The 22,925-nt window shown below is 71.0% G+C and carries 21 protein-coding genes; 6 read left to right on the top strand and 15 right to left on the bottom strand.

The window, feature by feature from the left end; genetic code table 11:
- Positions 1 to 64 precede the first annotated feature (64 nt).
- From ACWGR4_RS19545 to ACWGR4_RS19535, 3 genes are read left to right on the top strand one after another with little or no spacing between them, the layout of a single operon-like run.
- The gene (locus ACWGR4_RS19545) at positions 65 to 619 is read left to right on the top strand and encodes an RNA polymerase sigma factor (protein ID WP_078977714.1); all 555 of its coding nucleotides are present in this window, start codon (positions 65 to 67) and stop codon (positions 617 to 619) included.
- A complete protein-coding gene (locus tag ACWGR4_RS19540; protein ID WP_452130665.1) occupies positions 610 to 1,368 on the top strand; it encodes an Asp23/Gls24 family envelope stress response protein in 759 nt (252 codons plus the stop codon). Before ACWGR4_RS19545 ends, ACWGR4_RS19540 begins: the two co-directional genes overlap by 10 nt.
- Positions 1,365 to 1,709: an Asp23/Gls24 family envelope stress response protein gene (locus tag ACWGR4_RS19535; RefSeq protein ID WP_380011201.1), complete on the top strand. Its 345-nt coding sequence runs from the start codon at positions 1,365 to 1,367 to the stop codon at positions 1,707 to 1,709. The genes ACWGR4_RS19540 and ACWGR4_RS19535 overlap by 4 nt, the downstream gene beginning before the upstream one ends.
- A gap of 13 nt (positions 1,710 to 1,722) precedes the next feature.
- Here the strand turns inward: ACWGR4_RS19535 and ACWGR4_RS19530 are convergent, their stop codons facing one another.
- The 5 genes from ACWGR4_RS19530 to ACWGR4_RS19510 form a co-directional block, all read right to left on the bottom strand.
- A complete protein-coding gene (locus ACWGR4_RS19530; RefSeq protein WP_452130666.1) occupies positions 1,723 to 2,952 on the bottom strand; it encodes an FAD-dependent monooxygenase in 1,230 nt (409 codons plus the stop codon).
- Positions 2,953 to 3,020: 68 nt separating this feature from the next.
- Positions 3,021 to 4,922 (bottom strand): ABC transporter ATP-binding protein, encoded by a 1,902-nt coding sequence (locus ACWGR4_RS19525; protein ID WP_452130667.1) that lies wholly within the window; start codon positions 4,920 to 4,922, stop codon positions 3,021 to 3,023.
- A 236-nt stretch (positions 4,923 to 5,158) separates the two neighbouring features.
- Positions 5,159 to 5,908, bottom strand: a complete 750-nt coding sequence (locus ACWGR4_RS19520; protein WP_380030737.1) for an enoyl-CoA hydratase/isomerase family protein — start codon at positions 5,906 to 5,908, stop codon at positions 5,159 to 5,161.
- Positions 5,909 to 6,152: 244 nt separating this feature from the next.
- Positions 6,153 to 6,386: a helix-turn-helix domain-containing protein gene (locus ACWGR4_RS19515; RefSeq protein WP_020553538.1), complete on the bottom strand. Its 234-nt coding sequence runs from the start codon at positions 6,384 to 6,386 to the stop codon at positions 6,153 to 6,155.
- Between the two features lie 430 nt (positions 6,387 to 6,816).
- On the bottom strand, positions 6,817 to 8,415 hold the full coding sequence (locus ACWGR4_RS19510) for an ABC-F family ATP-binding cassette domain-containing protein (protein WP_380011213.1): 1,599 nt from the start codon (positions 8,413 to 8,415) through the stop codon (positions 6,817 to 6,819).
- Between the two features lie 249 nt (positions 8,416 to 8,664).
- On the opposite strand from ACWGR4_RS19510, the gene ypfJ reads away from it, so the two are divergent.
- Positions 8,665 to 9,561 carry a KPN_02809 family neutral zinc metallopeptidase gene (gene ypfJ, locus ACWGR4_RS19505; protein ID WP_452130668.1) on the top strand — a complete coding sequence of 299 codons (897 nt, stop codon included), beginning with the start codon at positions 8,665 to 8,667 and terminating at the stop codon, positions 9,559 to 9,561.
- A 320-nt stretch (positions 9,562 to 9,881) separates the two neighbouring features.
- On the opposite strand, the gene ACWGR4_RS19500 is transcribed toward ypfJ, so the two are convergent.
- Positions 9,882 to 10,409 (bottom strand): hypothetical protein, encoded by a 528-nt coding sequence (locus tag ACWGR4_RS19500; protein WP_452130669.1) that lies wholly within the window; start codon positions 10,407 to 10,409, stop codon positions 9,882 to 9,884.
- Between the two features lie 171 nt (positions 10,410 to 10,580).
- Positions 10,581 to 11,012, bottom strand: coding sequence for an ATP-binding protein (locus ACWGR4_RS19495; RefSeq protein WP_452130670.1), 432 nt, complete (start codon positions 11,010 to 11,012; stop codon positions 10,581 to 10,583).
- A gap of 545 nt (positions 11,013 to 11,557) precedes the next feature.
- Between ACWGR4_RS19495 and ACWGR4_RS19490 the strand changes: the two genes are divergently transcribed.
- Positions 11,558 to 14,455, top strand: coding sequence for a hypothetical protein (locus tag ACWGR4_RS19490; RefSeq protein WP_452130671.1), 2,898 nt, complete (start codon positions 11,558 to 11,560; stop codon positions 14,453 to 14,455).
- 612 nt (positions 14,456 to 15,067) lie between these two features.
- Here the strand turns inward: ACWGR4_RS19490 and ACWGR4_RS19485 are convergent.
- The 8 genes from ACWGR4_RS19485 to ACWGR4_RS19450 are packed head-to-tail and all read right to left on the bottom strand — an operon-like array spanning position 15,068 to position 21,766.
- Positions 15,068 to 15,400 (bottom strand): metal-sulfur cluster assembly factor, encoded by a 333-nt coding sequence (locus tag ACWGR4_RS19485; protein WP_078977703.1) that lies wholly within the window; start codon positions 15,398 to 15,400, stop codon positions 15,068 to 15,070.
- On the bottom strand, positions 15,397 to 15,876 hold the full coding sequence (gene sufU, locus ACWGR4_RS19480) for a Fe-S cluster assembly sulfur transfer protein SufU (RefSeq protein WP_452132111.1): 480 nt from the start codon (positions 15,874 to 15,876) through the stop codon (positions 15,397 to 15,399). The genes ACWGR4_RS19485 and sufU overlap by 4 nt, the downstream gene beginning before the upstream one ends.
- Positions 15,877 to 15,912: 36 nt before the next feature.
- The gene (locus tag ACWGR4_RS19475; protein ID WP_380011231.1) at positions 15,913 to 17,172 is read right to left on the bottom strand and encodes a cysteine desulfurase; all 1,260 of its coding nucleotides are present in this window, start codon (positions 17,170 to 17,172) and stop codon (positions 15,913 to 15,915) included.
- Positions 17,169 to 17,933, bottom strand: a complete 765-nt coding sequence (sufC, locus tag ACWGR4_RS19470; protein WP_380011234.1) for a Fe-S cluster assembly ATPase SufC — start codon at positions 17,931 to 17,933, stop codon at positions 17,169 to 17,171. The genes ACWGR4_RS19475 and sufC overlap by 4 nt, the downstream gene beginning before the upstream one ends.
- A gap of 7 nt (positions 17,934 to 17,940) precedes the next feature.
- Complete coding sequence (locus tag ACWGR4_RS19465; protein ID WP_380011237.1) at positions 17,941 to 18,258, bottom strand: non-heme iron oxygenase ferredoxin subunit; 318 nt, start codon at positions 18,256 to 18,258, stop codon at positions 17,941 to 17,943.
- Positions 18,255 to 19,487: a Fe-S cluster assembly protein SufD gene (sufD, locus tag ACWGR4_RS19460; protein ID WP_380011240.1), complete on the bottom strand. Its 1,233-nt coding sequence runs from the start codon at positions 19,485 to 19,487 to the stop codon at positions 18,255 to 18,257. The genes ACWGR4_RS19465 and sufD overlap by 4 nt, the downstream gene beginning before the upstream one ends.
- A 3-nt stretch (positions 19,488 to 19,490) precedes the next feature.
- The gene (gene sufB / locus ACWGR4_RS19455) at positions 19,491 to 20,903 is read right to left on the bottom strand and encodes a Fe-S cluster assembly protein SufB (protein ID WP_380011243.1); all 1,413 of its coding nucleotides are present in this window, start codon (positions 20,901 to 20,903) and stop codon (positions 19,491 to 19,493) included.
- Positions 20,900 to 21,766 (bottom strand): helix-turn-helix transcriptional regulator, encoded by an 867-nt coding sequence (locus tag ACWGR4_RS19450; protein WP_380011246.1) that lies wholly within the window; start codon positions 21,764 to 21,766, stop codon positions 20,900 to 20,902. Before ACWGR4_RS19450 ends, sufB begins: the two co-directional genes overlap by 4 nt.
- A gap of 203 nt (positions 21,767 to 21,969) precedes the next feature.
- Between ACWGR4_RS19450 and ACWGR4_RS19445 the strand changes: the two genes are divergently transcribed.
- Positions 21,970 to 22,899, top strand: a complete 930-nt coding sequence (locus ACWGR4_RS19445) for an ABC transporter ATP-binding protein (protein ID WP_380011249.1) — start codon at positions 21,970 to 21,972, stop codon at positions 22,897 to 22,899.
- Positions 22,900 to 22,925 lie beyond the last annotated feature (26 nt).

The following is a 22,925-nucleotide window of genomic DNA, read 5'->3' as shown; positions in this document are numbered from 1 at the left end:
GGTTCTCGTCTTGCGCCCCCGAGCGCAGTACCGTTCGCCGGGTTGGGACGAGGAGGGAAAGCCGATGGCCGACGAGGCCGAGCTCGACGAGGGCACCCTGGTGGTGCGCGCTCGAGAGGGTGACGCCGAGGCATTCGAGGTGCTGATGCGTCGGCACGGGCGATCCCTGTACACGCTCGCGCTGCGCATCCTGGGCAGCGCCGGCGACGCGGAGGACGCGGTACAGGAGGCGTTCATCAGCGCGTGGCGCCGACTGCCCGGGTTCCGCGCCGACTCGTCGTTCCTGACCTGGATGTATCGCATCGTCACCAACCGCGCCCTGAACATCGCCCGGACCCGGCGACCCACGGTCGGCCTGGACCAGGTACCCGATCGGGCGATAGAGCAGATGGCGGACAATCCGGAGCGACGGGCGGAGGGATCGGCGGCACTGAAGGCGCTCCAGGAGGCGATGACCACACTGACCGAGGAGCAGCGGGCCTGCTGGGTACTGCGCGAGATGCACGGCCAGAGCTACGACGAGATCGCGGCGGCCGTGGGGATCGGGACGAACGCGGTGCGGGGCAGGATCTTCCGAGCACGACAGACCCTGGCGGAGGCGATGCGACCGTGGACGTGACCGACGAGACGGGCGACGCCCCTGACGCGCTGCGGCTGCCGTCCGCGGCGGAACTGCTCGCGGGGACCCGCGGGGCGTCGCCGAGCCCGGGCTCGGGCCTCGGCGCCGACCCGGACTCGGGCTCGATCCCGGACCCGGACCCGGACTCGGGCTTCGGCGAGCCGGCGGATTTCGACCCGGACGAGGAGCTGCTGCCCTGCGGGCGCGAACCGGAGTCGGTGCTCGAACACGCCGCCGCGGACGCGCTGGACGAGCACGAGCGCTCGTGTCCGGAGTGCCAGGCGGTGCTGCGCGACCATTCGGTGCTCGATCAGGTCACCCGCGAGTGGGCCGAGTTGCCGGTCCCGGTGCCGGATGATCTGGGCACTCGGGTGATGCGCCTGGTCCGGGCCGAGTTGCACACCGGTCGGCTGCTCCCGTTGGGCGAACCGGACGAGCAGTTGATGCTGACCGAGACCGCCGCGGCGCGCACGCTGCGCGCGGCGGCCGACGCCGAGCCCGGCGTGCAGGCCCGCAGTTGCCGGATCCGGCCGTTCGAGAACCGGGCAGGGGCGGCGGTGCCGGGTCCGGTGACGGTGCGGTTGTCGGTCGGCGTGCCGTACGGCGAGCCGATCCACGCGCTGGCCGATCGGCTGCGCGAGCGGGTGCGCCGGACCGCGATGGAGCGACTGGGGCTGGAAGTGGCGAAGGTGGACGTGGACGTGGTGGGCCTGGAACCGGCCGCCGACGCTCGGGAGGGGAACCGATGAGGCAGCCGGCGCAGCGCGCGTCCCGCGAGATGTCCGTCCTGGCCCGGACCACCGCCGGCGGCGCGGCGCTGGCCGTCCCCGGCGTGGTGGACCTGCAACCGGGTCTGCTCGACGCAGTCGCCCAGGTCTCGGGCGGCCTGCTCCCGGGCCGGGTCCCGGGGGTGACCACGCGCGTGCTCGACGGAGTGCTGCACGTGGACGTGCAGTTCCGCGCCGCGGCCGACCACCGCGTCCTGGACGTGGCTCGCGCGGTGCGCACGGCGGTCACCGCGGAGGTGCGCGAGCGCACGGGCCGGCAACGTGTGGTGGTACACGTCCTGGTCACCGACGCGGGGGCGTGAAGCAGGCCCTCGCTCAGACCTTCGCCAGGCCGTACGACGGCCGCTCGTTCAGTGCCGCCGGGTCGTGTCCGGGCAGGTGGCCGTAGGCACCGATGATGCCGCCGATCTCCTCGGTGGCGGTCAGCGGCCCGGTCGCGTCCTCGGCGCGCGGCACCCGGCCGTGGCCGATCAGTTGCAGCCACTTGTTCAGCGGCAGCCGGGCCCGCTCGTACATCTCCAGCGCCTCGACCGGGTCCCGGTACGAGCCCAGCGAGCGGGCCAGCACCCGCGCGTCGACGATCGACTCGGACGCGCCGCCGAGCACGTACGGGTACAACGGGTGGGCCGCGTCGCCGAGCAGCGTGACCCGGCCGAACGACCACTGGTCCAGCGGCGGTCGGGTCACCAGCGGATAGCCGGACGCCTCGGTGGGCGACCTGACCATGGCCCCGATGTCGGCCCCGGCGATGCTCCAGCCGCGGAAGACCCGGGCCAGCCGGCGCAGGTCCGCCGGGCCGTTCCAGCCGGTGTCGCCGAGTTCGCCCGCCGACTGCCGATCGGGCAGCTCCGCGAGCCAGTTGGTGAGCGTGTACCCGTCACGGGGATCGATCGGCTTGATCGGGTGCGCCATGAACCGCGCCTCGCCGTGCGCGGTCATGATCATGGTGTGCCCGTCGGCGAACGGCGCGCAGCGCGTGGTGCCGCGCATCAGGATGCGCGGCTGGGCGACCGGCGCGCTCTCGTCCGGCAACAACGTCGCGCGCGTCGCCGAGTTGATCCCGTCCGCGCCGATCAGCACGTCGGCCCGCTCCTGCCAGGGCCGGCCCTCGCCGTCCACGAAATACGCGGTCACCCCGTCGTCGTCCTGGTCGAACCCGGTCAGCCGGGACCCGGTACGCACCGCCGCGCGGCCGAGCCGCTGATACACCGCGCGCAGCAGCGCGACCTGCAACTCACCCCGGTGCACGGACAGATGCGGCCACAGGAAGCCCGCCCGCTGCCCGCGCGGGGCCAGTACCACCCGGGTCGCACGGCGGTCGGGGAAGGCCACCCCGGACAGCGGCACGCCCAGGTTGGCGATCGGATGGTAGAGGTCGAGTTCGACGAGTTCGCGCACCGCGTGGGGCAGGAGGCTGATCCCGAGCCCCAGGGGCCGGATTCTCAGTGCCGCGTCGATCACCGTCACCTCGGTGATGCCCGCGTCGTGCAGGCTGAGTGCCACAGCAAGACCACCTATGCCGCCGCCGGCGACGAGAACACGCACCCGGAAAGCCCCTCTTGCCAACCATTTGGAATATCACCACACTACCCGGCGCCCCGGGCTGCGGTCGGTCAACTCGCGAGCACCGCGGAATCGATCGGATCCTCTTCCCGGTCCCGGAACTGACGGTGATACAGATCCGCGTACAGACCGTCCCGGGCCAACAACTCGGCGTGCGTGCCGCGTTCGGCGATCCGGCCGTCGTCCACCACCAGGATCAGGTCCGCGTCGCGCACGGTGGACAGTCGGTGGGCGATCACCAGCGCGGTACGACCGACCAGGGCGGTGGCCAACGCGCGCTGCACGGCGGCCTCCGACTCCGAGTCCAGGTGCGCGGTGGCCTCGTCGAGCACCACCACACGCGGCGACTTGAGCAGCAGCCGGGCGATCGCCAGACGCTGCTTCTCCCCGCCGGACAACCGGTGTCCGCGCTCGCCCACCACCGTCTCCAGGCGGTCCGGCAGTCCCTCGACCAGGTCGCCGATGTTCGCCGCATGCAGCGCCGCCCACAGTTCCTCGTCGCTCGCGTCCGGCTTGGCGTAGCGCAGGTTGCCGCGGATCGTGTCGTGGAACATGTGCGAGTCCTGGGTCACCACGCCGACCGTGTCGCGCACCGAGGCCATGGTGACGTCGCGCACATCGTGTCCGCCGATCCGTACCGTCCCCTCGGTCGCGTCGTAGAGCCGGCCGACCAGCGAGGTGATCGTGGTCTTGCCCGCGCCCGACGGTCCGACCAGGGCCACCAACTGACCCGGTTCGGCCCGGAACGACACGTCGTGCAACACCGGTTCGGAGCGCCGCCGATCGAGCACCGCGACACTCTCCAGCGAGGCCAGCGAAACCTCGTCGGCCCCCGGGTAGGCGAAGCCGACCGCGTCGAACTCCACCGTGGCCGCGTCCGCCGGCAGCGGCTTCGCGTCCGGCTTGTCGGCGATCATCGCGGGCAGGTCGAGGACTTCGAAGACCCGCTCGAAGCTGACCAGCGCGGTCATCACGTCCACCCGCACGTTGGCCAGCGCGGTCAGCGGCCCGTACAGCCGGCCGAGCAGCACGGTGAGCGCCACCAGGGTGCCCACGGTGAGCCGACCGTCCACCGCGAGATGCCCGCCGATCAGGTACACCAGCGCGGTCGCGAGCGAGGCGACCAGGGTGAGCGCGGTGGCGAACACCCGGTTCACCAACGCGATCCGGATGCCGATGTCGCGCACCCGCGCGGCCCGCCCGGAGAACAGCGCGTCCTCCTCCTCGGGCCGGCCGAAGATCTTGGCCAGCGTCGCGCCGGAGACATTGAACCGCTCGGTCATCACCGTCGACATCTCCGCGTTCAACTGCATCTGTTCGCGGGTCATCGCCTGCAGCCGGCGGCCGATCCACTTGGCCGGCAGCAGGAACAGCGGCAGCAGCACCAGCGAGACCAGGGTGATCTGCCAGGCGAGGTAGAACATCGTCCCGGCCACCAGGACCAGGCTGACCAGATTGGACACCACGCCCGCCAGGGTCGAGGTGAACGCGCGCTGTGCGGAGAGCACGTCGTTGTTCAGGCGCGAGATCAGCGCGCCGGTCTGGGTCCGGGTGAAGAACGCGATCGGCTGGCGCTGCACGTGCGCGAACACCTTGCTGCGCAGCGCGTAGATCGAACCCTCGCCGATCCGCGCCGAGTACCACCGCTCGGCCAGGCCGAACCCGGCGGCGAGCAGCGCGACGCCCGCCACCACGATCGCGAGCACGGTCACCAGGTGACCGTCGCCCTTCAGCACACCCTGGTCCACGATCCGCTGCGCGAGCAGCGGCGGCACGATGGTCAGCACCGCGCCGATCACCACCAGGACCAGGTACGCGGTGATCTGCCGCGCGAACGGTCTCGCGAACTCGCCCACCCGGCGCACCGTGCCGGGCGCGAGTTTTCGCTCCACCACGGACGCGTCGCGCGTGTAGGAGCGCAGGTTCATCCCCATCGGGCCGCCGCCACTCATCCCGCCTCGTTCCCCGTACATCCCGTACGTGTCGCCCGCCCGAGCCGAATGCTCGAACAAATTCCTGAGTCAACCTCAGTACTTCGTATACGGGAACACCGACACGGGCACGCTTAGTCCCGGACCCGCGCCCGGCGCATCGACCGCCGGCGGGCGGACATGTGGCGCACGTCTCACCGAAACGTGCCCGGCGGATCCCGAGGAAGCGGGTCGCGCCGGGATCCGCCGGGCCGGGTCTACTCCCCCGTCCCCGCGAGGTCGCGCAGGCGACGGGCCTGTGCGGCGCGTTCGGCGGCGCGCTGTTCGTCGTAGCCACGCGTCGCGGCACCCGCGAGCAGGGCTTTCGTCTCGATCACCGCGTCGCGCGGTGCGGCGACGAGTGCCGCGATCAGGTCGCGTGCGGCACCGTCCAACTCCTCGCGCGGCACCGCGAGGGTGGCCAGTCCCATCGAGACCGCCTCATCGGCCCCCACCCAGCGGCCCGTGACGCAGATCTCCAGGGCCCGGGCATAGCCGACCAGGTCGGTCAGCGGCTTCGTCCCGGCCAGGTCCGGGACCAAACCGAGCGCGGTCTCGCGCATCGAGAACCGCGCGTCGTCGGCGCACACCCGCAGATCGCAGGCCAGCGCCAGTTGGAACCCGGCCCCCACGGCATGCCCCTGCACGGCGGCCACCGTGATCAGGTCCGGGCGTCGCCACCAGGTGAACGCCTCCTGGAACGAGGCGATGGTGGCGTCGAGTTCGTCGTCGCTCGCCCCGGCCAGCGTGGCGAGGTCCGATTCCCCCGGGATGCCCCCACCACCGGGGAACATCCGTCGATCCAGGCCCGCGGAGAACGAGACGCCCTCCGCGCGCAACAGCACGGCCCGGACATCACCGGGCAGATCGCGGCCGACGGCGGCGAGCGCGCGCCAGAGCGCGGGAGTCTGCGCGTTGCGCCGATCGGGGTTGGTGAGGCTCACCACCGCGAACGCACCTTCGATCACGACCGAAAGGCCCTGCCCTGCCGCGCTGTCGGCACCGCCGACCCCGCGACCGCTGTTGTCCGTGCCGCCCCTGTTGTCACTCGTGTTGCCACTCGTGTCGTCGTTCGAGCCGAGCTGATTCGCGCCCACGTCCACGGTCCCTCCCGTGTTCGGGTCGCTTCCGGCAAACGACCACGTGTCCGACGTTACCGGTCGGTCACATGGTCGTTCGACGGATGGTGCCGTACTGCCCCGGGACTCGGTCTCAGGCCGAGGACGACGCGGCGGTCTTGGCCTTGCCCCGTGTTGCCCCACCCCTGCCGCGGAGGGTCACTCCCGACTCGCTGAGCATCCGGTGCACGAAGCCGTAGGAACGGCCCGTCTCCTCCGCAAGGGCGCGGATGCTGGCACCGGAGTCGTACTTCTTCTTGAGGTCAGCCGCGAGCTGCTCGCGCGCGGCACCGGTCACCCGGCTGCCCTTCTTCAGAGTCTCGGCCACACGTGCCTCCTCATAGGAAGTGCGCTCTGGAATCCCATGATCACCCCTGGGGCATGGCAAGGCCAGTGATTCCACCAGGCCCGATGGCTTGATCATCGCGGCGCGTGGCCTCTTGCACACAAAGATCACCCGAGCGGAATCACGCCTTCCTTTGCCGAATGCTTGACCGAATCCTGTGTCCGCCGACAAAGGCGCTGGTCACCCATGAGATTCACGACCTTGCTCTGTGTCGCCGTCGAGTCTCGTGACCGGCGTCACGTACGGACCGGAAGGATGGCTTCCCCTTGTGAGGGTTTCGTGGGGAAAACCTGTCGGGGGGACGAAAGCGATCACCCCGCCGGGTTGCCGAGGAAGGCAACCCGACGGGGTGTCGGTCGTTCGGGGCTCCCGGGCCGCGTCGCCCGGAAGCTCGGGCGCACCGCCCGGACGGTCAGGCGAGCGCGACCAGGTCGGCGTAGTCCTCGCTCCACAGGTCTTCGACGCCGTCCGGGAGCAGGATGATCCGCTCCGGCTGCAGCGCCTCCACCGCGCCCTCGTCGTGGGTGACGAGCACCACGGCGCCCTCGTACGTGCGCAGCGCGTCCAGCACCTCGGCGCGGCTGGCCGGGTCGAGGTTGTTGGTCGGCTCGTCCAGGAGCAGCACATTGGCCTTGGACACCACGAGCGTCGCGAGCGCGAGCCGGGTCTTCTCGCCACCGGAGAGCACACCGGCCGGCTTGTCCACGTCGTCGCCGGAGAACAGGAAGGAGCCGAGCACCTTGCGCACCTCGACCAGATCGAGGTCGGGCGAGGACGAGCGCATGTTCTCCAGGACCGTGCGCTCCGGGTCCAGCGTCTCGTGTTCCTGTGCGTAGTAACCGAGTTGCAGGCCGTGGCCCGGCTCGACCTTGCCGGTGTCCGGGTCCTCGACGCCGCCGAGCAGCCGCAGCAGCGTGGTCTTGCCCGCGCCGTTGAGGCCCAGGATGACCACGCGCGAACCCTTGTCGATGGCCAGGTCGACGTCGGTGAAGATCTCCAGCGAGCCGTACGACTTGGACAGCCCGGTCGCCATCAGCGGGGTCTTGCCACAGGGGGCGGGCTTGGGGAAGCGCAGCTTGGCGACCTTGTCGGACTTGCGCTCGCTCTCCAGGCCGGAGAGCAGCTTCTCGGCCCGGCGGGCCATGTTCTGCGCGGCCACCGTCTTGGTCGCCTTGGCGCGCATCTTGTCGGCCTGCGAGAAGAGTTGGTCGGCCTTCTTCTCGGCGTTGGCCCGCTCGCGCTTGCGGCGGCGCTCGTCGGTCTCGCGCTGGAGCTTGTAGGCGTTCCAGCCGACGTTGTAGATGTCGATCGTGGTGCGGTTGGCGTCCAGGTAGAACACCTTGTTGACGCACGCCTCCATCAGGCCGACATCGTGGCTGATCACGATGAAGCCGCCCTTGTACGTCTTGAGGAAGTCGCGCAGCCAACCGATCGAGTCGGCGTCGAGGTGGTTGGTGGGCTCGTCGAGGAGCAACGTGTCGGCGTCGGAGAACAGGATCCGGGCCAGCTCGACCCGGCGCCGCTGGCCACCGGAGAGCGTGTGCAGTTCCTGGCCCAGGATCCGGTCCGGCAGCCCGAGGCTGGCCGCGATGGTGGCCGCCTCGGCCTCGGCCGCGTAGCCGCCCTTGGTCAGGAACTCGGTCTCCAGGCGCGAATACCGCCGCATCGCCTTGGCCGCGGTCTCGCCGCTGGCGCTGGCCATCAGGCCCTCGGCCTCGCGCATCCCGGAGAGCGCGACGTCCAGGCCGCGCGCGGACAGGATCCGGTCCCGGGCCAGCACGTCCAGGTCTCCGGTGCGCGGGTCCTGCGGCAGGTAGCCGACCTCGCCGGTGCGGGTGATGGTCCCGGCCGCGGGCTGGGTCTCCCCGGCCAGCGTCTTGGTGAGCGTGGTCTTGCCGGCGCCGTTGCGGCCGACCAGGCCGATCCGGTCGCCGGCCGCGACCCGGAAGGAGGCCGGCTCGAGGAGGATGCGGGCGCCGGCCCGCAGTTCGACGTTGGTTGCGTTGATCATGAAGGACTGGACTCCCGGTCGGGGACTGACGAAGACGGACGATCGTGCGGGGCTCGCTGGGAAGCCGCACCGCGCTAAGGCCGCTCGCGGGGATATCCAGGGAAACCGACCATGCCCACGAGTCTACGGGAGCCGTCGGAACGAATTTCCGGGCATCCTCCCGGCGCGAAGACGACGGGCGCGATAAAACCCGCGAAAAGGGATATCCGTCACCCGGCGTCTATTCCCTGTTGCCTTGGCGGTCGCACGATGCAGTTCGACGACGATGCGGATCTGGACACGTCCCAGATCGAGGACGAGCGCGGCTCGGGGGGCGGCGGGCTGCGTCGTCCCGGTCTCGCGGTGGGCGGCGGCGCGGCGGGCCTGATCGCCGTGGTCCTCGGCCTGATCTTCGGTCTGAGCCCGAACCAGCTCGGCCTGAGCGACGGCGGCGGGGGCGGGGGCGGCGCCGTGCCGGCGGACAATCGTGCGCTCCAGGACTCGTGCCGCAAGGGCACCGACGCCAACGCACGCGACGACTGCCGGATCGTCGGGGTGGTGAACAGCGTGCAGGCCTACTGGACGGACGAGTACCGGCGCCGGGGCGCGACGTACAAGCCGGCGCCGACCCGGTTCTTCACCGGCAGCACCTCGACCGCGTGCGGCGGCGCCACCTCGGCGGTGGGCCCCTTCTACTGTCCCGGCGACCGCAGGGTCTACATCGACTTGGGCTTCTTCAACGAACTACGCACCAAATTCGGCGCCAGGGGCGGGCCGTTCGCCGAGGCGTACGTGCTGGCCCACGAGTACGGCCACCACATCCAGGACCTCACCGGCCAAATGGCCAGGGTCGGCAACGACCGTCAGGGCCCGCAAAGCGGCTCGGTCCGCCTCGAACTCCAAGCCGACTGCTACGCCGGCGTCTGGGCCCAACACGCGACCACACCCCCGGGAGCCCTGATCACCAACCTCACCCCCCAGGACATCGCCGACGGCCTCGACGCCGCAGCAGCGGTAGGCGACGACCGCATCCAACAGGAATTCCAGGGCCGCGTAACCCCGGAATCCTGGACCCACGGCTCGGCAGCCCAACGCCAACAGTGGTTCCAAACCGGCTACACCACAGGCGACCCAACCAAATGCGACACCTTCACCAGCCGCATCTAACCCACCCCGGCCCTCAACGCCACCCACCCCCGCCCGAGCCACCCCACCCCACCCAACGCCCAACACCAGCCAAACACACACCAGCCCGCCCGGCGTTCGAGGCCAACCCAACCCCCGCCCGGCGCCGGCCAAACGCACATCAGCCCGGCCGGCGCTTGAGGCCAACCCAACCCCACCCAGGCCCGACGCCAGCCGAACACACACCAGCCCGGCCGGCGCTTGAGGCCAACCCAACCCACGCCCGGCGCCGGCCAAACACACTCCAGCCCGGCCGGCGCTTGAGGCCAACTCAGGAGCCCGGCCGGCGTTCGAGGCCAACCTCAGGCCGCAGCCCGAGCCCGATCCACGATCTCCTCCGCATCGGCGACAGCCGAAAGATGCCGCGCCATCCGAACCCGCACTTCCCGCCCCCCGCCATCGGCAACAAGCAACGAAACCCAAGCGGCGGAAGCCTCGAGCGCAGCCCGCGCACTGGCCGCAGCCGCAGCCAGATACGGCAGCACATCGTCATCCGCCCCATCCCGCACCGTACCCGCGAGCCCGATCACATCCGCCGCCAACGCCGCGACCCGCAAAGGCACTTCGGCGGAATCCACCCCCGGCCCAGGCCGATCCGAAACCTCCCGTGCCGCATGGCCCGTGCGCATGGCCCGCTCCCGCATCCGCCCCGCCTCGGCCCGCGCCGCCCGCATCGTCTCCTCCGCGTCGGTGGTGTGCAGGGCGAGTGCGGCGGCCCGCTCGACGAGCGCGGCGGCCTGCGCGGCCTGAAGCGCGGCGGCAGCCCCCCGCACCCGGACGTCGGGACTGGCCAGTCGATCGAGGTGTTCCCCGATGGTCTGTTCGCGCAACGGATCCTCCTTGCACACGTGTACAGGCGACCGAAATCGTTCCTGCCAGGGTGCACGGCAGACGCCAATTGCGCCATTTTTTGCACTTATTGGTTCGACCCACCCACACCCGGGTAGGCCCCCGCCCACCTTCGACCAACCGACCAACGAACCGCCCGACCCGAAGACGTCTCACTCCACCGTCTTCACGTCACACCACACGACCTTGCCATCCGGCACCGGATAGCTCCCCCACTCCTCGGCCATCGCCTCCACGAGCAACAACCCGCGACCATGCTCGTCCAACAGGTCCACCCCGCCCCCCGCTTCGGGAAGCGCCGTGTCGTCGTCCACCACCGCGATCCGGATCGAGTTCTCCCGACGCAGCACGGCGACCGCGACCGTACGCCCCCGCGTCGAGTGCTGGACCGCGTTGGTCACCAGTTCGGAGAGCAGCAGTTCGAGGGTGTCCACAGGTGCGTGCGGAACCCGCTCCGCAAGCACCGCGCGTAGCGCGTGTCGGGCGCGAGGTACGGCCTCGACGGTGGCCGACAGACACAGCGACAACAACAGCGGGCCGGCCGGAGACTCCCCGAATCGCGGCGATGATGCGATTTCGCCCACGTCTCCCCCTGTCTCCCCTGGTGGCGCGGATGAGGCGGCCGGAGGCATCGGCGACCTTTGTCCAAACTAGCCGTCCTTGTCTCCGCTGTTGGTGAGATCGACTTCTTTCCCCCTGGTGAAACGTGGCGCGGGCCGGCGATGGACGCACGGGCGGCGCTCGGTCGGCGCACAGGGTGGTGGAAAGCGTCGCCCGACGCCCGAGGGGCGGTTCCCGGCCGGGCCGGCGGGGTAGCGATCCCCGACGACAGCCGCCCCATGCCACCGGCTCGAAGTCGTCGCGTGACCCTCGTCGCACGGCTCGAACCCCGGCTCGGGGAACCAACCGAACCGCCGTTTCGTCCCGCAAACAGACGGCAACGACCCGGGACCCCCCGGTGCCGGCTCGCCACCCGACCGTCGGGATCGCGACCGGAGAGTTCCACCGGCTCCCGGTGCGAGGTGCGGCGAGGCGCCGCATCACGCACCACACCGCACACCGGAGCCGGTGAACCTTTCCGGCCGGGGTACTAACGTCGGGGTTACCGACCGCGTCACGGAGGACCTGCATGCAGCCCCGGCTCCAGGCCACTCTGGCCGATTTCGTGCCCGCCCTGCGCTTCGTCGCGCCCGAACTCGTCGCCGACTACCTCGAGCACGACGATCTGCCCGCAGCGTGGTGGATGAGCGTGCCGGTGGTGCGTGCCGCCGACACCTTCGGCCGAGACGAACTGCCGGGACGGCTCGCCGATCTCGCCTACACCGAGCTGCGGCACCTGCGCCTGGGCGACCTGCTGCCCGGGGCCTGGCTGGCGCGCAACGGCTTCCGGCTGTCCCAGTGGCCCGACGGCGCGCGGACCAACGTGATGGTGCGCACCCCCGACTGGGCGGACCTGCTCACCACGACGGTGCGCGAGGTCGGCGACTGGACCCAGATCGGCACCTCGACCGTGCGGCCGCTGGTGGCCCGGCTGTTCGAGGAGGTCCTGGGACTGCTGCCGCAGGACGACGAATCGGTAGACGTGGACGCGCTGTTCGACGCGTCCGGCATGGCGGCGAGCCCGGCGGCGATGCCCGAGCCGGTCGCCGACCCGGAGCCCGAGCCCGAGCCGGAACCCGCGCCGGAGCCGGCGCCCGCTGCGGCGACCGTGATCCCGCCCGCCCCGGAGGACGGCGACTGGGACAACCCGGACGAGTGGGGCGACCTGGACGACGAGGAACTGCGTCCGGTCAAGCTGCCCGAGCCGTTGACCGCCGAACTGGGCACCGTGGTGCGCTGGCTGGCCGAACAGGCGCCGGACGTACCGCTGATGGCGCAGCTCGCCCAGGTCACCCTGGAGACCGCGGCCGTGGTCGGCCTGGAGAACGCCACGGACGAGGTGCGGATCGCGTTGACCGCGCTGCTCACCCAGGTGCCGTCCGGGCTGCGCGCGTCGCTGGCACTGCCGACGGCCCCCGTCGCGACCCAGCCGGAGCCGGCCGCCGCCGAGGCGCCCGACGCCGATGACGATGACGATGTCGCCGACTCCGACGACGACGATGCGACCGACTCGGGCCGGGACGCCTACGGTGAGATCCCGCCGACCACCCGGGCGAGCCTGCCCTCCGTCGCGGCGCCCGGCCCCGAGCGCGCGTCGGCCGCCGAGGCCCGCACGGAACCCCTCCCCGAGGTCGCCGCCCACCACCTCGACGCGCCCGCGGCCGAGCCCGCCGCCCCGACCGGTGCCAGGCCGGTGCCGAAGATCCGCACCACGGACACCTCCGAGGACCGCCGGCCGCACCCGGTCTCGCCGGCGGAGGAGCCCACGATCGACGAGGCGCCCGGCGTGGACGCGTTCGGCGAGACGCCGCCGATGACCGTCGCCGACGTCCCGATCCCCGCGCTCACCCGCAAGGGCAAGCGCACCGCCCCGCCGACCCGATCCGAGTCGCGCGCCGAGAGCGCCGACCCGAACGAGGAGGGCGGCCGGGACGCGTTCGGCGAGGTCCCGCCGCTCACCGCCGGCGCGGTCCCGGCGGTGGGCGAGGCCGCCGTGCCGCGCACCCCCGAGGGCCTGCGCATCCCGCCCCGACCGAGCCACCCGCCGCGTTCCGCGCCGACGCCCGCGCCGGCCGCCGCGACCGCCGCGGAGGTACCGTCCGTGCCCGCGCCGCCGGACCCGTCCGCCGTGCCGCCCACCAATCGGGGAACGAAGGCGAAGGCGGCCGACCCCGAGGCCACCGTCGAGATGGTGCCCGGCACGCTGCCGGCCGCGCCCGCCGAGGACGTCACGATGCTCGTCGACCGGCCGCAGTCGCGCGCCGGCGAGCCCGGCGGCGGCGACCTCGTCATCGTCCTGGCGACCTGGTTCCCGGCGAGCGAGCCGCGCCGCCGGGTACTCGCCCGGGACCGGCTGTTCACCGACGAACCCCGCGAACTGGATTCGCTGGCCGCCGAGTTCGGCACCTCGCCGGCCGAGGTCAAGATCCTGGAGCGGGACCTGCGGCGCAACCTGGACGAGCGCATCGGCCGCTCCGACGGCGCGCCGGTCCGGGTGCACCTGAGCTTCGTCCGGGACCGGCTCGGCGTCCTGACCACGGTGTCCGAACTGCGCACGCTGCACCCCAAGCACACCGAGACCGTGCCGGGTCTGGAGATCCAGGTCTGGCAGGTCCTGCGCGGCCTGCTCGGCCTGCACACCTCGGTCGACGGCTGGTTGTCGAGCGCGCCGCTGGGCGAGTTGTCCGACCGCACCCAGGCCACCCTGGACGCGGCCTGCGCTCGCGGCCCGGTGCCGCTGGCCGCGCTGGAGCGGGACCTGACCGCGATGGGCGTCCGCCCGCCGCTGCAGGCCGCCTGGATCGCCCGCCTGGAGGGCTTCCAGGTGGAGAACGACCAGGTGTTGTCCCGCTCCGCGGACACCCTGGAGCGGCCGGCCCGGAAGGGCGGGTCGGCACCGATCGGCGATCCGTCCCGGACCGCGGGCTGCTTCCGCGAGGACACCGGCGCGTGGGCGTTCCGGGTGGACGTGTCCACCGCGATGCTCGAAGGCGAGCCGGTCAAGGTGCCGGCGGCGTTCGCCCAATCCCTCGGCGTCACACCGGGCGGCCAGGTCCGGCTGCACCACGGCCACGGCCCCGCCGCACTGCGCTGGTCCGACACGCCCTACCTGGTGTCCCTGCGCGCGATCCTGGCCGGCCTGTCCGCACACGAGGGCGACATGGTCTTCATCTCGTCGATCCACCAGGGCCGCCTGGAGGCCCGCCTGGTCCGCGGCGACGCCACGGTCCGCCTCCCCCGCTGGGCAAGAGCCCTACGCCACACCGGCGTAGACCCGGTCCCGGAGCAGGTGAACCTCCCCGAACTCCTGGGCGCCAGAATCGGCCTCGACCCAGCCATCGACCTCAAGGCCGTCCTGCACCACCTACAACAACGGGGCGACACAGACATCCTCGAACTCCTGGGCGTCTCCCAACCCCGCCCATAACCGAAGCGGAACCGGGTCCAAGCGGTGGAGCGCAGCGAAACCGCAACCCACTACGCCACCGGTGGAGCGCAGCGGCACCGGAAACCCGGCGCCGCGCAGCGGCAACGCCCCCGCGCCCTTCCGCCCCCGACGGAGCGCAGCGGAGGAGAAACCACTCCGCAAGGGCGCCATGGACCAGGCAGGCCACCGAGACTCGGCCATGATCGTGGAGGCAGGTAGTGAGCCGTGTCGGGACTGGCCCGGCGTCCGGGCAAAGCCGCCGTTGGGCCGTTCGGCGAAGTGATTCTCCTCCGCTGCGCTCCGTCGGGGGGGGCGGAGGCGCGGGGGGCGTTGCCGCTGCGCGGCGCCGGGTTTCCGGTGCCGCTGCGCTCCACCGGTAGCGAAGCGAATTCCGGCTCCGCTGCGCTCCACCGGAAGGCACAGCCCACCATGCAACCCCAGCCCGACCGGCGCTTGAGGCCACCCCAGCCAACCAACACCCAACGCCGGCCAAAAACCCCAAGCCCGAACCCCCCAGCCCGGCCGGCGCTTGAGGCCGCCTCGGCCGCCGGCCGGGCCAACCACAACCGGCCCGGCCGGCGTTTGAGGCCAAAGGGCCCAGCGGCCCAAGAGCTACAGGTTGAACCCCAAAGCCCGCAGCTGCTCACGCCCGTCATCGGTGATCTTGTCCGGCCCCCACGGCGGCATCCAGACCCAGTTGATCCGCATGTCCGCCACAATCCCCTCCGTGGCGGTCCGCGTCTGATCCTCGATCACATCCGTGAGCGGACAGGCCGCACTGGTCAACGTCATGTCGATCGTGGCGATGTTCGCGTCGTCGACATGCACGCCGTACACCAGCCCCAGATCGACCACGTTGATCCCGAGCTCGGGGTCGACGACGTCGTACATCGCCTCGGTGACGTCCTCCGGCGTGGCCACACCGGCCGCCTGGGTCTCGGTCATTTCTGCCCTTCCATCGTCTGCGGCGCCTGCGCCGAGTGCGCCGTGTTCAGCGCCTGCGCCGTGGCGTCCTTGAAGGCCATCCACCCCAGGAGCGCGCACTTCACCCGCGCCGGATACTTGCTGACGCCGACGAACGCCACGGCGTCCTCCAACACGTCCTCGTCCGGCTCGCCCTGACCCTTGGACTGCATCAGCGCCAGGAACTCGTCCCCGGCGTGCATCGCGTCCTCGATCGTGTGCCCGATCACCAGGTCGGTCATCACCGACGCGCTGGCCTGGCTGATCGAACAGCCCTGGCCCTCGTAGCTGACGTCGAGCACCTTCTCGCCGTCCAGCTTCACGCGCAGCGTGACCTCGTCCCCACAGGTCGGGTTGACGTGGTGGACCTGGGTGTCGAACGGATCCCGCAACCCCTTGTTGTGGGGGTGCCGGTAGTGATCCAGGATGATTTCCTGATACATCCCGTCGAGCTTCATCTCTTCGCCTCCCGCCCCTGCTCCGCCGAACCCGTACTAACCGAAAAACCGACGAACATGTTCCAGCCCCGCCACGAGCGCGTCGACCTCGGCCGGCGTGGAGTACAGGTAGAACGAGGCGCGGGTGGTCGCCGGCACGCCGTAGCGCAGGCAGACCGGACGGGCGCAGTGGTGCCCCACCCGGACCGCGATGCCCTGTTCGTCGAGCACCTGGCCCACGTCGTGCGGGTGGATGTCGCCGAAGGTGAAGGAGATCGCCGCCGCACGCGCCACGTTGTCGGCCGGGCCGATGATCTTCAGCCCCTCGACGCTGTTCAGCGCGTCGACCGCGTATCCCGTGAGCGCGTGCTCGTGCGCGGCGATCCGGTCCATGCCGATCGCCGACAGGTAGTCGATGGCCGCACCGAGCCCGACCGCCTCCGCGATCGGCGGTGTGCCGGCCTCGAACTTGTGCGGCGCGGGCGCGTACGTGGACGCGCTCATCGTGACGGTCTCGATCATCTCGCCACCGCCCAGGAACGGCGGCAACTCCTCCAGCAGACCGAGCCGGCCCCACAACACGCCGATCCCGGTCGGGCCGCACATCTTGTGGCCGGTGAACGCGACGAAGTCGGCGCCGAGCGCCTGTACGTCGAGCACCATGTGCGGCGCGGCCTGCGACGCATCGACCACGACCAGGGCGCCGACGTCGTGCGCGCGGCGCACGATCGGGTCCAGGTCGTTGACCGTGCCGAGGATGTTCGAGGTGTGCACCACCGAGACGACCTTGGTCTCCTCGGTGATCACCTGCTCGATGTTCGACAGGTCGAGCCGGCCGTCGTCGGTGAGTCCGAACCACTTGAGCTGGGCGCCGGTGCGCTGCGCGAGCAGCTGCCACGGCACGATGTTCGAGTGGTGCTCCATCTCGGTGATCACCACGTCGGCGCCCACGCCCACCTTGAACGGCTCGTCCGCCCAGGTCAGCATGTTCGCGACGAGGTTGATCGCCTCGGAGGAGTTCTTGGTGAAGACGATCTCGTCCCGGCTGGGCGCGTTGATGAACGCCGCGACCTTGTCCCGCGCGCCCTCGTACAGCGCGGTGGCCTCCTCGGCCAGCACGTGCACGCCGCGGTGCACGTTCGCGTTGCTGCTCGCGTAGTAGTGCGTCATGGCGTCGATCACCTGACGCGGGGTCTGCGACGTCGCCGCGTTGTCGAGGTAGACGAGCGGTCGGTCGTCGTGCAGGAGCCGTTCGAGGATCGGGAAATCCTTGCGGATCGTGTCCGTGTCGAGCAGCCCCGGCAGGTGCAGTGTCATGCAGACTCCCCCTTGCCGGTGTACGCCTCGTAGCCCTCGTCCTCCAGCTTGTCGGCGAGCTCGGCACCGCCGGACTCGACGATCCGGCCGCCCGCGAAGACGTGCACGTGGTCGGGCTTGATGTACTTCAGGATGCGGGTGTAGTGGGTGATCAGCAGGGTGCCGATCTGCCCGGTGGCCTGCACGCGGTTGACGCCCTCGGAGACCACGCGCAGCGCGTCGACGTCCAGACCGGAGTCGGTCTCGTCGAGGATCGCGATCTTCGGCCGCAGCAGTTCCAGCTGCAGGATCTCGTGGCGCTTCTTCTCGCCGCCGGAGAAGCCCTCGTTGACGTTGCGCTCGGCGAAGGAGGGGTCCATCTGGAGGCGCTCCATGGCCTCCTTGACCTCCTTGATCCACAGCCGCAGCTTGGGGGCCTCGCCGCGGGTGGCGGTGGCGGCGGTGCGCAGGAAGTTGGACACCGAGACGCCGGCGACCTCGACGGGGTACTGCATGGCCAGGAACAGGCCGGCGCGGGCCCGCTCGTCGACGGTCATGGACAGCACGTCCGCGCCGTCGAGCAGCACACTGCCGCCGGTGACCTGGTACTTCGGGTGTCCCGCGACCGAGTACGCCAGCGTCGACTTGCCGGAGCCGTTGGGGCCCATGATGGCGTGGGTCTCGCCCTGCTTCACGGTCAGGTCGACGCCGCGCAGGATCTCGCGCGGACCGTTCTCGGCGTCCACACTGACGTGCAGGTCGCGGATCTCAAGCGTTGCCATAACGGACTCAGGACTCCTGGTTCACTTCGACGTAGACGGCGCCGCCGTCGATCTTCACGGGGTATACGGGGACCGGCAGGTTCGCCGGGGGGCCCGAGGGACGGCCGGTGCGCAGGTCGAAGCGCGAGCCGTGCAGCCAGCACTCGATCGTGCAGTCCTCGACCTCGCCCTCGGACAGCGAGACGTTGGCGTGCGAGCACACGTCGTTGATCGCGTACACGTCGCCCTCGGTGCGCACGAGGGTCACCGGGACGTCGTCGAGCACGACGCGCAGCGGTGTGTCCTCGTGCAGGTCGCCCTCGGCGCATGCCTTGAGGTAGCTCATCGGGCGCCGCCCTCGAGCCGGGCCTCGATCTGCTTCATCAGCCGCTCCTGGAGGTCGGCGATGCCGACCCGGGCGATCACCTCGGCGAAGAAGCCGCGCACCACCAGGCGGCGGGCCTCGTCGGCCGGGATGCCGCGCGACTGGAGGTAGAACAGCTGCTCGTCGTCGAAGCGGCCGGTTGCGCTGGCGTGTCCGGCGCCGGCGATCTCGCCGGTCTCGATCTCCAGGTTGGGCACCGAGTCGGCGCGGGCGCCGTCGGTGAGCACCAGGTTGCGGTTCAGCTCGTAGGTGTCGGTGCCCTCGGCCGCGGCGCGGATGAGCACGTCGCCGATCCACACGGTGTGCGAGTCGGCGCCCTGCAGGGCCCCCTTGTAGGTGACCAGGCTGCGGCACTGCGGCACGTCGTGGTCGACGAACAGGCGGTGTTCGAGGTGCTGGCCGGCGTCGGCGAAGTACACGCCGTACAGCTCGGCGTCGCCGCCCGGGGCGTCGTAGACCACGCGCGGGAAGAGCCGGACCAGGTCGCCGCCGAGGGTGACCACCACGGAGGTGAAGGACGCGTCGCGGCCCACCCGGGCCAGGTGCGCGCCCACGTGCACCGAGTCGGCGTCCCAGTCCTGGATCGAGACGACCTTGAGCTTCGCGCCGTCGCCGACGATGAACTCGACGTTTTGCGCGTAGGTGGCGGAGCCGGCGTGGTCGAGCACCACGGTCGCCTCGGCGAACCGCTGGACCTCGATCGCGACGTGCCCGAACGCGGTGCCACCGGCGCCGCGCAGGTCGATCACGATCGGCTCGGCGAGCTGGGTGTCCTTGCCGACCACGACGAGGGTGGCCTTCTCGAACGAGCTGTACGCCTGGGCCGCGACCCGGTCGACGGGTTTGCCGGCCCGACCGATGCGCGCGTCGGAGCGGTCGACCGTCTCGACGGTGACGCCCTCGGGGGCGGTCACCGAGACGGTGACCTCGCCGCGCTCGGCCGCCGCCGCGGTGCCGTCGTGCAGACCGCGCAGGCGGGCCAGCGGGGTGAACCGCCAGTCCTCCTCGCGGCCGGTCGGCACGGCGAAGTCGGCCACGTCGTAGGACGCGGCGGCGACCTGGCGGGCGTCGGCGGGCTGGGCGACCGAGCGGCCGGTGCCGGGGCCGGCGAGCACGTTCTCGGCCCCGGCCTCGCGCACGGCGATCGATCCGGCGGTGGTGCTACCGGGAGTGTTGGTGTTCGCAGCCATGGACTAGCCCACAGCCCCTTCCATCTGAAGCTCGATCAGGCGGTTCAATTCGAGGGCGTACTCCATGGGCAGTTCGCGCGCGATGGGCTCGACGAACCCGCGCACGATCATCGCCATGGCCTCGTCCTCGGTCATGCCGCGGCTCATGAGGTAGAACAGCTGGTCGTCGGAGATCTTCGAGACGGTCGCCTCGTGACCCATCGACACGTCGTCCTCGCGGACGTCGACGTACGGGTAGGTGTCCGAGCGGCTGACCGTGTCCACGAGCAGCGCGTCGCACTTGACCGACGAGGTCGAGCCGTGCGCGCCCTCCTCGATCTGCACGAGGCCGCGGTAGGAGGTGCGGCCACCGCCGCGCGCCACCGACTTGGACACGATGTTGGACGAGGTGTTCGGGGCGCAGTGCACCATCTTCGAACCCGCGTCCTGGTGCTGGCCCTCGCCCGCGAAGGCGATCGACAGCGTCTCGCCCTTGGCGTGCTCGCCGAGCAGCCACACGGCCGGGTACTTCATGGTGACCTTGGAACCGATGTTGCCGTCGATCCACTCCATCGTGGCGCCCTCGTGGGCCACCGCGCGCTTGGTCACCAGGTTGTACACGTTGTTCGACCAGTTCTGGATGGTCGTGTAACGCACCCGGGCGTTCTTCTTGACCACGATCTCGACCACGGCCGAGTGCAGCGAGTCCGACTTGTAGATCGGCGCCGTACAGCCCTCGACGTAGTGCACGTAGGAGCCCTCGTCGGCGATGATCAGCGTGCGCTCGAACTGGCCCATGTTCTCGGTGTTGATCCGGAAGTAGGCCTGGAGCGGGATCTCCACGTGCACGCCCGGCGGGACGTAGATGAACGAGCCGCCCGACCACACCGCGGTGTTCAGCGCGGAGAACTTGTTGTCGCCGGTCGGGATGACCGAGCCGAAGTATTCCTTGAACAGCTCCGGGTGCTCGCGCAGCCCGGTGTCGGTGTCCAGGAAGATGACGCCCTGCTCCTCCAGGTCCTCGCGGATCTGGTGGTAGACGACCTCGGACTCGTACTGGGCGGCGACGCCCGCGACCAGGCGCTGCTTCTCCGCCTCCGGGATGCCGAGCCGGTCGTAGGTGTTCTTGATGTCCTCGGGCAGGTCCTCCCACGAGGCGGCCTGCTTCTCCGTGGAGCGGACGAAGTACTTGATGTTGTCGAAGTCGATGCCGGAGAGGTCGGAGCCCCAGGTCGGCATGGGCTTCTTGGCGAAGAGCCGAAGGCCCTTCATGCGCTGCTTCAACATCCACTCGGGCTCGGACTTCTTCGCCGAGATGTCGGCGACGACCTCCTCGGAGATGCCCCGGCGCGCGGAGGCGCCGGCGGTGTCCGAGTCGGCCCAGCCGTACTCGTAGGTGCCCAGGCCCTCGAGCTCGGGGCGAGCGTCGGTGGTCATGAAGTAGTCCTCCCGGAAGCCGGGTCGGCGGCGGTCGATTCCCGCGAACGGGAGGGGCCCCGGCGCGGCGGATTCTGGTCTTCGCTGGTTTTCGAAACGGAGGGTGCGGCCGGCGGACCGGACGAGCCGGTCCTGCGACCGGTCGGACCGGCCGTTTCAGCCTGTACAGCAGGAACGTGCGTGGTGCAGACGCCGTCGCCGTGGGCGATGGTCGCCAGCCGTTGCACGTGCGTGCCGAGAAGGCGCGCGAACACCTCGGCCTCGGCCTCGCAGAGCTGCGGGAACCGCTCGGCGACGTGCGCCACCGGACAGTGGTGCTGGCAAAGCTGCTCTCCGCCGGGTGCGGGCCGCGCACTCGCGGCATACCCGTCGGCGGACAGCGCCTCGGCCAGCGCTCGGGCCCGCTCCCCGGTGGGCGCGGACTCGACCGAGGGACGATACCTCTCCTCGCGGGCGGCAAGCCGCTCGCGGGCAAAAGTTGCCACCGCCTCGGTGCCGAGCCGTTCGGCCACGAAGCTCAGCGCCTCGGCCGCCAGCTCGTCGTATTCCTGGTGGAACCCGGAGCGGCCGGCGTCGGTCAGCGCGAACAGCTTGGCCGGACGACCCCGGCCTCGGCGTCCGTAGACGCGCTGCTCGCCGGCCACCAGCACACCCTCGGCGAGCAGTGCGTCGAGGTGGCGACGCACACCCGCCGGGGTCAGCTCCAGTCGCTCGGCCAGGTCCGCCGCGGTGGACGGACCGTGTTCGACGATCGACCGGGTGACCCGGTGCCGGGTGCCCTCGTGGCCGTCGTGTTCGGGCGTGCCGGCACCCGGGACGGTCGCCCGCCTCGGTGCCTCTTCGCTCGTCCGCGCGTTTTCCACAACACCATTGTTGCGTTAATAGTGCGCCAGGCCAAACGGCGTCCGCGTGGAGTCCATCACTTAGGCGTACCTAACATCACACTCCTCTCGGCATGGCGTTCGACCTGCGGATTCACCTGACGACCCGTCAGCCCCGCGCTGTTCCGGCCGTTCTCGCCGGCCCCGGCACGAGGGGTGCCCGGGGCTTTCTAGACTGACTCGTCATGGACTCCTCGTCGCCGGCAGTCGCGCTCACGGGCCTGGTCAAGCGCTACGGCGACAAGACCGCCGTGGACGGGCTCTCGCTCACCGTCGAACGCGGCCGGGTCACCGCGGTCCTCGGCCCCAACGGTGCCGGCAAGACCAGCACGATCGAGATCTGCGAGGGCTACCGGCGCGCCGACGCGGGCGAGGTCCGGGTGCTCGACCTGGACCCGGTGCGCGACGCCGCCGCGCTGCGGCCCCGGATCGGGGTGATGTTGCAGTCGGGGGGCGTGTACTCGGGAGCGCGCGCCGAGGAGATGTTGCGCCACGTCGCCAAACTGCACGCACACCCCCTCGACGTGGCGATGCTGATCGAACGCCTGGGCCTGGGCTCGTGCGGGCGGACCACCTACCGCCGGCTGTCCGGCGGCCAGCAGCAGCGCCTGGCGCTCGCGCTGGCCGTGGTCGGCCGCCCCGAACTGGTGTTCCTGGACGAGCCGACCGCCGGCCTCGACCCGCACGCCCGGCACGCCACCTGGGACCTGGTGCGCGAGCTGCGCGCCGACGGGGTGAGCGTGGTGCTCACCACACACCTGATGGACGAGGCCGAGAAGCTGGCCGACGAGGTGGCGATCGTGGACCGCGGCCGGGTGATCGCGTCCGGCTCGCCCGAGGCGCTGTGCCACGACGGCGCGGAGAACTCGCTGCGCTTTTCCGGTCCGCCCGGTCTGGACATGGGCTCGCTGCTGAACGCGCTGCCCGAGGGCGCCAAGGCGTTCGAGGTCTCGCGCGGCGCGTACCGGATCGAGGGCGAGATCGACCCCCAACTGCTCGCCACGGTCACCTCCTGGTGTGCGCAGCACGGGGTGATGCCGGAGCGGCTGACGGTGGCACGGCGCAGCCTGGAGGACGTGTTCATGGAGCTGACCGGACGGGAGCTGCGGAGTTGAGCGCGGTGGCGAAGGCCGCGGCAACG

Source organism: Embleya sp. NPDC055664, assembly GCF_053618075.1.
Note: the sequence above shows the minus strand (reverse complement) of the source record. Positions and strands in the feature narration are given on the sequence as shown.

What these genes read in the sequence shown, in the direction of transcription:
- ACWGR4_RS19545 (WP_078977714.1), top strand. Translation starts at nt 65, where the DNA reads ATGGCCGACGAGGCCGAGCTCGACGAGGGCACCCTGGTGGTGCGCGCT.
- ACWGR4_RS19535 (WP_380011201.1), top strand. Translation starts at nt 1,365, where the DNA reads ATGAGGCAGCCGGCGCAGCGCGCGTCCCGCGAGATGTCCGTCCTGGCC.
- ACWGR4_RS19525 (WP_452130667.1), bottom strand. Translation starts at nt 4,922, where the DNA reads ATGAGTGGCGGCGGCCCGATGGGGATGAACCTGCGCTCCTACACGCGC.
- ACWGR4_RS19510 (WP_380011213.1), bottom strand. Translation starts at nt 8,415, where the DNA reads ATGATCAACGCAACCAACGTCGAACTGCGGGCCGGCGCCCGCATCCTC.
- ypfJ (WP_452130668.1), top strand. Translation starts at nt 8,665, where the DNA reads ATGCAGTTCGACGACGATGCGGATCTGGACACGTCCCAGATCGAGGAC.
- ACWGR4_RS19490 (WP_452130671.1), top strand. Translation starts at nt 11,558, where the DNA reads ATGCAGCCCCGGCTCCAGGCCACTCTGGCCGATTTCGTGCCCGCCCTG.
- ACWGR4_RS19485 (WP_078977703.1), bottom strand. Translation starts at nt 15,400, where the DNA reads ATGACCGAGACCCAGGCGGCCGGTGTGGCCACGCCGGAGGACGTCACC.
- sufU (WP_452132111.1), bottom strand. Translation starts at nt 15,876, where the DNA reads ATGAAGCTCGACGGGATGTATCAGGAAATCATCCTGGATCACTACCGG.
- ACWGR4_RS19475 (WP_380011231.1), bottom strand. Translation starts at nt 17,172, where the DNA reads ATGACACTGCACCTGCCGGGGCTGCTCGACACGGACACGATCCGCAAG.
- sufC (WP_380011234.1), bottom strand. Translation starts at nt 17,933, where the DNA reads ATGGCAACGCTTGAGATCCGCGACCTGCACGTCAGTGTGGACGCCGAG.
- ACWGR4_RS19465 (WP_380011237.1), bottom strand. Translation starts at nt 18,258, where the DNA reads ATGAGCTACCTCAAGGCATGCGCCGAGGGCGACCTGCACGAGGACACA.
- sufD (WP_380011240.1), bottom strand. Translation starts at nt 19,487, where the DNA reads ATGGCTGCGAACACCAACACTCCCGGTAGCACCACCGCCGGATCGATC.
- sufB (WP_380011243.1), bottom strand. Translation starts at nt 20,903, where the DNA reads ATGACCACCGACGCTCGCCCCGAGCTCGAGGGCCTGGGCACCTACGAG.
- ACWGR4_RS19445 (WP_380011249.1), top strand. Translation starts at nt 21,970, where the DNA reads ATGGACTCCTCGTCGCCGGCAGTCGCGCTCACGGGCCTGGTCAAGCGC.